At 65.4% G+C, this 8,052-nt stretch carries 7 protein-coding genes and 2 pseudogenes; 2 read left to right on the forward strand and 7 right to left on the reverse strand.

Annotated elements, in window-relative coordinates:
* The first annotated feature begins 101 nt into the window (after nt 1-101).
* Nucleotides 102-1,568 (forward strand): IS21 family transposase, encoded by a 1,467-nt coding sequence (istA, locus tag ACTIGJ_RS19485; protein WP_439641987.1) that lies wholly within the window; start codon nt 102-104, stop codon nt 1,566-1,568.
* Nucleotides 1,561-2,357 (forward strand): annotated as a pseudogene (gene istB / locus ACTIGJ_RS19490) (IS21-like element helper ATPase IstB). The gene istA and the pseudogene istB overlap by 8 nt, the downstream one beginning before the upstream one ends.
* A gap of 176 nt (nt 2,358-2,533) precedes the next feature.
* Here the strand turns inward: istB and ACTIGJ_RS19495 are convergent.
* The 7 genes and pseudogenes from ACTIGJ_RS19495 to ACTIGJ_RS19525 form a co-directional block, all read right to left on the reverse strand.
* Nucleotides 2,534-3,241, reverse strand: a complete 708-nt coding sequence (locus tag ACTIGJ_RS19495) for a molybdopterin-dependent oxidoreductase (RefSeq protein ID WP_439641981.1) — start codon at nt 3,239-3,241, stop codon at nt 2,534-2,536.
* Nucleotides 3,242-3,248: 7 nt separating this feature from the next.
* Nucleotides 3,249-4,037: an enoyl-CoA hydratase/isomerase family protein gene (locus ACTIGJ_RS19500; RefSeq protein ID WP_439641982.1), complete on the reverse strand. Its 789-nt coding sequence runs from the start codon at nt 4,035-4,037 to the stop codon at nt 3,249-3,251.
* 27 nt (nt 4,038-4,064) lie between these two features.
* On the reverse strand, nt 4,065-4,862 hold the full coding sequence (locus tag ACTIGJ_RS19505; RefSeq protein ID WP_439641983.1) for a hypothetical protein: 798 nt from the start codon (nt 4,860-4,862) through the stop codon (nt 4,065-4,067).
* A gap of 90 nt (nt 4,863-4,952) precedes the next feature.
* Entirely contained in the window at nt 4,953-5,717 is a 765-nt protein-coding gene (locus ACTIGJ_RS19510) for an NAD(P)H-dependent oxidoreductase (RefSeq protein ID WP_439641984.1), read from the reverse strand.
* Nucleotides 5,718-5,733: 16 nt separating this feature from the next.
* Entirely contained in the window at nt 5,734-6,741 is a 1,008-nt protein-coding gene (locus tag ACTIGJ_RS19515; RefSeq protein ID WP_439641985.1) for a DUF7065 domain-containing protein, read from the reverse strand.
* A 90-nt stretch (nt 6,742-6,831) separates the two neighbouring features.
* Nucleotides 6,832-7,539 (reverse strand): Crp/Fnr family transcriptional regulator, encoded by a 708-nt coding sequence (locus ACTIGJ_RS19520; RefSeq protein WP_439641986.1) that lies wholly within the window; start codon nt 7,537-7,539, stop codon nt 6,832-6,834.
* Between the two features lie 170 nt (nt 7,540-7,709).
* Nucleotides 7,710-8,052, reverse strand: a pseudogene (locus ACTIGJ_RS19525) (hypothetical protein); the annotation flags it as partial.

The following is an 8,052-nucleotide window of genomic DNA, read 5'->3' on the forward strand; positions in this document are numbered from 1 at the left end:
GGTGCGTAACGCGTCAACTTGTTCATGGCTTCATCCTCTCAAGGTTTGAAGCCTCCGAGAAAGACGGGGCGGTTCAGCCTGCAGGAGACGAGGTGCACACCATGGCGATGTACGCGAAAGTGAGAAGGATGCGGCACCGGGACGGCCTGTCGATCAGCGAGATTGCGCGGCGGACGAGCCTGTCGAGAAACACGGTGAAGACCTGGCTACGCGAGCCGGTCCGCAGCGAGATGAGCTACCAGCGCGAGGCGGTGGCTCGAAAGATTGACGGCGTGGCCGACTGGCTTCGGCAAGTCTTGGAAGCCGATTCCCACCGACCGCGCAGCGAGCGTCGGACGGGTCTCAAGCTGTTCCAGCAGATTCGCGATCAGGGCTACGACGGCGGCTATAGCCGGGTCACCGATTTCATCCGGGACTGGAAACGGGAAGCCGGTGCGGTGACTGCCCGTGCCGCTTACGTACCGCTGAGCTTCGGCTGGGGCGAGGCCTTCCAGTTCGACTGGAGCGAGGAGCACCTGCTGGTCGGCGGCATCTGGCGAAAGATCCAGCTGGCCCACATGAAGCTCTGCGCCTCGCGGGCCTTCTGGCTGGTGGCGTATCCCAGCCAGAGTCACGAGATGCTGTTCGATGCCCATACGCGCTGCCTGACGGGATTGGGCGGTGTCACCCGGCGCGGGATCTACGACAACATGAAGACGGCCGTCGACCGGGTGCCGGGTCGCGGCAAGGCGCGGGTCGTCAATGCACGCTTTGCGGCGATGACGGCGCATTACCTGTTCGATGCCGATTTCTGCAATGTCGCCTCCGGCTGGGAGAAAGGCCGGGTTGAGAAAGGCGTGCAGGACGCCCGGCGCCGGATCTGGCAGTCAGCCTCCGAGCAGCGCTTCGGCAGCTTCGCCGAGCTGAATGTCTGGCTGGCCACCCAGTGCGTGGATGCGCGCAATGCCCCGCACCCCGAGTATCCCGGGATGAGCATCCGGGAGGCCTGGGAGCACGAGCAGCCGCACTTGATGCCGGTCCGGGTGTCGAGCACCAGCCTGATCCGAATCTCCCGCAATCGCTACTCGGTGCCCTGCGCACTCGCCGGCCACCGCGTCAGCGTCCGGCTGTATCCGGAGCGCATCGTCATCGTCGCCGACCAGAGCGTGGTTGCCGAGCATCCGCGGGCGCTGGATCGGGATCACGTCATCTACGACTGGCAGCACTACCTGCCGTTGATCGAGCGCAAGCCCGGCGCTTTGCGCAACGGTGCGCCCTTCGCCGAACTGCCGGAGTCCTTGCAGCGACTGCGACGCGCCCTGCTGCGACGAGAGGGCGGCGACCGGGTGATGGCGCAAGTGCTGGCAGCGGTGCCGGACCATGGTCTGGAAGCCGTCCTGGTCGCCGTGGATCTGGTGCTGGAGACGGGGCGACCGAGTGCCGAGCATGTCCTTAACGTGCTGGCACGCCTGAAGGATGGACCACCGCCGGAGACCGTCGAAACCAGCCTCATCGTGAAGATGCCGCCTGCCGCCGATACCCAGCGCTACGACACGCTCCGGGACCTGACGGAGGTGAGCCATGGCTGATCCGATTGCCGCACTGAAGGCGCTGCGGCTGTACGGCATGGCGGGCTGTTATGCCGAATGGCTGGAACAAGGCACGACCGCCGGGCTGACGACCTACGAGGGCTTGATCCAGCATCTGATCCAGGCCGAGACCGTCGATCGCGGGCTGCGCTCGATCCGCTACCAGATGCACTCGGCGCGCTTCCCGATCCATCGCGATCTGGCCGGTTTCGATTTCGACCAGTCGAAAGTCGATCGGCGGCAGGTCACGACCTTTGCCACCACCGAATTCACCGAGCGCGCCGAGAACATCGTGCTGATCGGCGGGACCGGCACCGGCAAGACCCATCTGGCCACCGCACTCGGTGTCGAGGCGATCACCCGGCATGGCAAGCGGGTGCGCTTCTTCTCGGCGGTGGATCTGGTCAACGCGCTGGAACAGGAGAAGGCCGCCGGCAAAGCTGGCCGCCTGGCGCACCAGCTGATGCACCTCGATCTGGTGATCCTCGACGAGCTGGGCTACCTGCCGTTTGCCCAAAGCGGCGGCGCGCTGCTCTTCCATCTGCTGTCGAAGCTGTACGAGCACACCAGCGTCGTCATCACCACGAACCTCGTCTTTGCCGAATGGGCCAGCGTCTTCATCGACGCCAAGATGACCACGGCACTCCTCGACCGGCTGACCCACCACTGCCATATCGTCGAGACCGGCAACGAGTCCTACCGATTCCGGCACAGCAGCGAAAAGCCCGCTCACGGATCAAGGCCCGCAAACAGGACAAGACCCGGGAGGAAGCCGCCGCGCTGATCTGAGCAGACCCATCAGACGATCAGAACCTACAATCCAAAAGCCCCGAGGGCTACCGCCCTCGGCTTCCAGCCCTGATCAATTTTCAATCGGCACGGCTGGTCAACTTTCGGTCGGCAGCAACATGCAAATCGTCATGCAGTCCAATCGGCCTGACGATCAAGCTGCAGCGCGACGACGCTCAGATCTTCGCGTCGCGAATCGTTCGGGTTCGGTGCGCCGCCAGTGCGCGCGAGAAATTCCAGACCGTGAACGGAATGATCAGGCGATAAAGGCGGCGCAGGATCGCGCCGGGAATCCACCGCCCGCGCTCCTCGAACGCCACGCGCGCTCGCGGATGGTCCATCAGTGCTGGATACGGGAAGGGAAAGCGGTACGCGCGCCGGTCACGCCAGAACTCGATGGCGACCAGATGCTTGACGTTCTTGTAACCGTAGTGCGCCGGCGCGACCAGCCGCAGCGGGGCGCCGTGCTCGATGCCCAGCGGCTGATCGTTGAGCCGATCGGCCAACAGGACATCAGGGCGCAGCAGGTCCTCCAGCAACAGGATCGTGCAATAGCCGTCCTCGCCGCGGAACACCACGAAGCGGGCGTCGGCGTGTGGTCGTGCAACGGGCGCGATGAGCCGTTCGTACACATCGGCGAAGCGCCAGCCGCTCCAGGCCTGATCGCGCACCGACCAGGTCGTGACGCAGTGAAAGTCGCTACGCTGCGTGGCGCGCGGCACGGTACCCAGTCGCGCCGCGTCGAGGCGGACATCCGTCTCGACATCACCGGCGATGCGAACGGCGATGGTTTCGGGGGTGGCCGGAAACCGGCGCGCGAACTTGCCGAGGCCGAAGCGCGGAAAGCTGGCGCGTTCGACCTGGCCTGGCGGCAGGGTCGACACCGGCGACTCAGCGCCCGCTGAAGCGCGGCTTGCGCTTCTGGCTGAAGGCCTGCAGGCCTTCGCGCGCATCCTCGGTGGCAGCCACCCGTGCCAGCGCCTGCGCTTCGAGTTCGAGCTGCGTCTCCAGCGGCTGGTTCTGCACGGTCAGCAGCAGGCGACGGACTTCGCCATAAGCCTTGGTCGGGCCGATCGCCAGTTGCTGCGCAATCTGTTCGGCGTGCTCGGTCAGGCGATCCGCTGGCACGACTTCATCGACGAGGCCGGCGGCCAGCGCCGCTTGCGCATCGAGGGTCTGGTTGCGCAGCAGGAAGTTGCGCGCCCGCGCCAGGCCCATGCGCCGCGAGAACATCACCGTGGCACTGGCATCGGTGCTGTACCCGATGCCGGTATAGGCGGCGACCCAGCGCGCGGTGTCGGCGCTGATCACGATGTCGCAGCCCGCTGCGAAGGCAGCCGAGCCACCCGCGCAGACGCCCTGCACCGCCACCACCATCGGCGCGTCCATGCGTTGCAGCCGGGCGATGGCGCTGTGGATAGTCGCGGTCATGCGCTTGATTTCGGACGGCAGCGCATCGCCCTGCGCGACGAAGTGCGCGATGTCGCCGCCGAATCCGAAGTTCTTCCCCTCCGCGGTCACCAGCACGACCCGTACGCTGGCATCGCAGGACAGCGCGATGGCCTGATCGCACAGTTCGTCGCACAAACGCCGGTTAATCGGATTGCCCTTCTCCGGATCGGTGAAGCGCAGGCGGGCGATGCCGTTTTCGATACTGAGCGAGGTGGCAGTGCTGGACATGATGGGCACCCTTGAGGAGCGAGCGCGTTACCGCGCGGTGGACGTTGGAAGCTTGCCGGCGCTGAGCAGCAGCAGGTGACGGGCGCCGAAGATGAAAGCAAGCCCCACCAGCACGCTGAGGGCGGCGGCCGGTGCGGTCTGGTCGTAGCCAGCACCGTCGCGATAGAGCGCGACTGCGGCCGGGAGGCTGACCGGTCCGTACGCTGCGATGGCACAGAACGGTGCTGCGATCACGGCGAACCAGCGCGCACTGCCCTTCAGGTGGAACAGGCAGTACGAGCTGGCGCAGGCATAGGCGTAGACCGCCGAGATGTTGGTGAGCGCCACCCACAGCGGCAGCCCGGCGACGACGAAGGGGTTGTAGTCGAAGAAGAACCAGACGCCGAAGTGGATCGACAGCGCTTCGGCACCCCACAGCACCAGAAAGATGCCAATGAAATCGGCCCAGTAACCGGCCGCTGACACGCCCCTGGATGCGCGCCACATCAGGTACGCACCGGTCGGCGCGAAGTAGAGGATGTAGAAGAACAGCAATTGCCAGGGCACCGTGACATCCAGGCCGCTGAGCAGCACGTAGGCGCCCACCGCCGGGTGATGCGCCTTGACCATGAAGCAGGCGAACGGCTCCATCAGGATGGTGACCGACGCCGCGACGAGCAGGATCAGGCTGCGGTCGTCGCGCGTCGACGACAGCGCGCGCCACAAGGCCACCGCGTACAGGATGGCGACCAGCGTGGCGGTCACGCCGGTGACGATGTCCTGGGCCAGCGCCGGCATCACTGCGTCTAGTGGTCGCGGCTCGATGCCGAGGTATTCGGTGCCCATGTCGTCGTCGCTCCCCTTGGTCGTTATTGGTTCTTTATCGAGATTCAGCCGCGCGGCGCGAGCTGATCAACGATCGGTCGCGCCTCCTGATCATTCGGGTTGCAGTCCTGGCGCTTTCGGCCCGGGACCATGTCCGAATGTGCGCGGTGCGATGCCGGGCTTGAGCTTCCAGTCCGCGCCGAATTCCTCGGTCGCGTGCATGGGTTTGAGCGGGATGGCATCGAGGCTGCGCAAGCGCTCGGCCAGCGCTTCCAGATACCGCCCGCGCTGCGCATCGTCCTCATAACGGACCGACCAGGTGACGAAAGGCTCCAGCACGTCGAAGCCGACATAGGCGAGGGTTCCGTACTGCAGGTGCCAGAGCATCGCGTCGAGATGCCCCATGACGCCGCCTTCCGCGGCCATGCCGGGGAAGCAGCCGGTGGTGGTCGATACCATCGCGCGCTTGCCGCGCATGCCGCCCTTGTCGAAGCGGCCGAACTGGCCATACATCAGGCCGTTGACGAACACGCGGTCGAACCAGCCTTTCATGATCGCCGGCACCGAGTACCACCACAGCGGGAACTGCAGGATCAGCAGGTTGCACCACTGAACCTTCTCGATCTCGGCGGCGATGTCGTCGCTGAAGCTGCGCTGCGCGAGCGCGTGCTTCTGTTCGCGGTCGTACTGCAGGTGACCTTCGAAGCGGCGCTCCTTGAAGTCGGCATCCGAGGCCACCGGGTTGAAGCCCATCGCGTACAGGTCGGACACGCGTACCGCGTGACCTTCCTGCTCCAGGGTCTGCACGGCAGTGCGCAGCAGCGCGCCGTTGAACGAAGCCGGCTGCGAATGGGCGTAGACAATCAGGACCTTCATGTCTTCGTCGCCTCGCTCAGGTGCCGATGCGGCCGGGTGCTTCGTTCCAGCGCCGGCCGCGCAGCCGGGAGACCATATCGAGCGGATAGTTCTCCATGTTCAGGCCGTAGCCGATTCGGCCTTCCGAGGTGATCCAGCGGCTCATCGCCACCTGCAGCATCACGCCGGTGTAGCAGGACCACGGCGCACCGACCATCGGCGTGCCGTACAACGTGTGCTGCTTGCCGCGCACGTCAGTGGCGACGATGTCGATCGCGACATTCACCGCGCCAAGCCGGTTGCTGGACATGCGCAGATCGGTGAGGCCGAAGAACCGGCCGTTCTCGACCACGTAGCCATGCGCCAGCGCTTCCTGCTGGCCCGCCGGGCGGGACAGGTCCAGGCCGTTGATCCAGTGCAGCGCGTAGTCCTCGCCGAAATGGGCGTTCATCCAGCCCATGGATTTCAGGCCCACCTCGCAGCGCGGTCCCCAGCTGTGATCCATCGTCGAGATGCAGTTCACCGCATAGGTCTTGCCGCGCAGCTTGAGCGTGCCGCTGACGCGACAGGTCAGGTCGAAGTGATGGCCGTAGGCCGCGCCGAGGCCCGAGCCTTCATGGCGCTGCGCCGCGTCGTGCGGGGTGGCCTTCGGGCTGTGGTTCGGGTCGTGGATGTCGAACGGCTCGGTCAGGCCCTCGAAGCTCAGGTGCGCCTCAGTGTCGTCGAAGCCGACGTAGTCCAGCTGGTAATGACGCAGGTCATGGGCGCGCACGCGCAGGCCGTTCGGCGTTTCGAAGTGCGACAGCCGTGCCGGTGCCGGTAGCTGCTGCTGGGTGTCCAGATACAGCATCTCGGCGCGGTTGTCGGACAGGCAGCCGTGGATCGCGACATCGACCAGGCACACGCCCACGCTCTTGCGGGTCAGCGTGTAGAAGGTCGCGCAGAGGCGCTCTTCCGGGATGTAGGCAACAAAGTAGTTGGTCTCGCCGTAGCGGTAGTCGATGTCGGCGGGGACGTGGTACTCGATGTCTTCGGGCTTGATCATGACGGGGCTCGGCGGGCGGAATCCGCACCTTAGCCACCGCTGCACTCGAACACTGTCAACGGCGCGACAATCTCGCGCCGACACGCGCGATCAGTCGCGGTACACCGCCACCGGCTGATCGACGTCGACCAGATCGGCGTACTGCGCTCGAATGGCCTCCAGGCTCAGCAGGCGGATGCCGCCATAGGCCGCTTCGATCAGACCCTCGCGTTCCAGTTCCTTGAGCACGCGGTTGAGCGCCTGACGGCTGGTCGCAAGGTGCTTGCCCAGTTCCTCCTGGGACAGGCCGATCATCACGTCGCCCCGCTGCGCGCCATGCGAGAACGCCTGCATGTAGAGCGTCTTCACGATCCGCTCCTTCAGCGACAGCACGCTACGGTCGACGCTGAAGTGATAGAGGATGCTGAACCGCTGGCTGAGCACCCGCAGCAGCTCTTCTGCGATTTCCGGATGTAGCCGCATCAGCCCGAGCAGCGCGCTGCGGCTGACGGATCGAATCCGGACCGGCGTCAGCGCAGTGACATCGGCGTTGCCGGGGAGCCCCGAGAAGATCTCGGAGAGCGACACCCAGCCGCCGCTGCGGATCAGCGCGATGACCGTTTCGCGGCCGTCCCGGCCGGTCGACGACACCTTGACCTCGCCGCTGACGATCTGATGGATCTGATCGCTGGGCTCACCCTGCCGCGTGACCATGCTGCCCTTGGACAGGTCCTGGTAGCGGCTTGCCGCATCGATGGCCGATCGCACCCGCTCCGGCAGCGTGTCGTAGAAATCGTGCGGGGCGGATAGCGGAATCATGTTGGTTAATTTTACGCGGACGGATGACCGCCAAGGCTTCTCCCAGTGCCCCTAGGTGGACATACAAAGCGCCGCAGTAGGAATGGGGGCCGGAACCATCACTTGTCCTCGCATTTTCAGCCCCGAGCTCGACGCGAGGCTGAGCGAATCGAATGCGCTCGGCCGATCAGTCAGGCGGCCCTCCGGCGGTCCTGCGCAAGCCAGTGACCACGGCCCGGCTTCTCGATCCCGAGTCGATCGCAGGGCTTGTGAACGGCGACGTCAGAAACGCCGTACTCGCGAGCGATCTCGACGATCGGCTTTGCGGAAATGAGCAGCTGGAGCAGCGTCGCGCTCGAGGAGACTGCGCGCCACTTCGACCGCTTTGTCGGTTCGTACACGTCCGAATCCTCGGCCGCATCGCCACCGGCAGGTCGCAGCTTCATGACCGCGCCACCTGACCTGCCGGCATTCTTCGGACCAGCGGAGCCTAGAGGCTGGCGCCCTGTTGGGTTGAAAGTTTCAGTGCAGCCT

This window comes from Nevskia sp., assembly GCF_051860985.1.
Taxonomy (GTDB): domain Bacteria; phylum Pseudomonadota; class Gammaproteobacteria; order Nevskiales; family Nevskiaceae; genus Nevskia.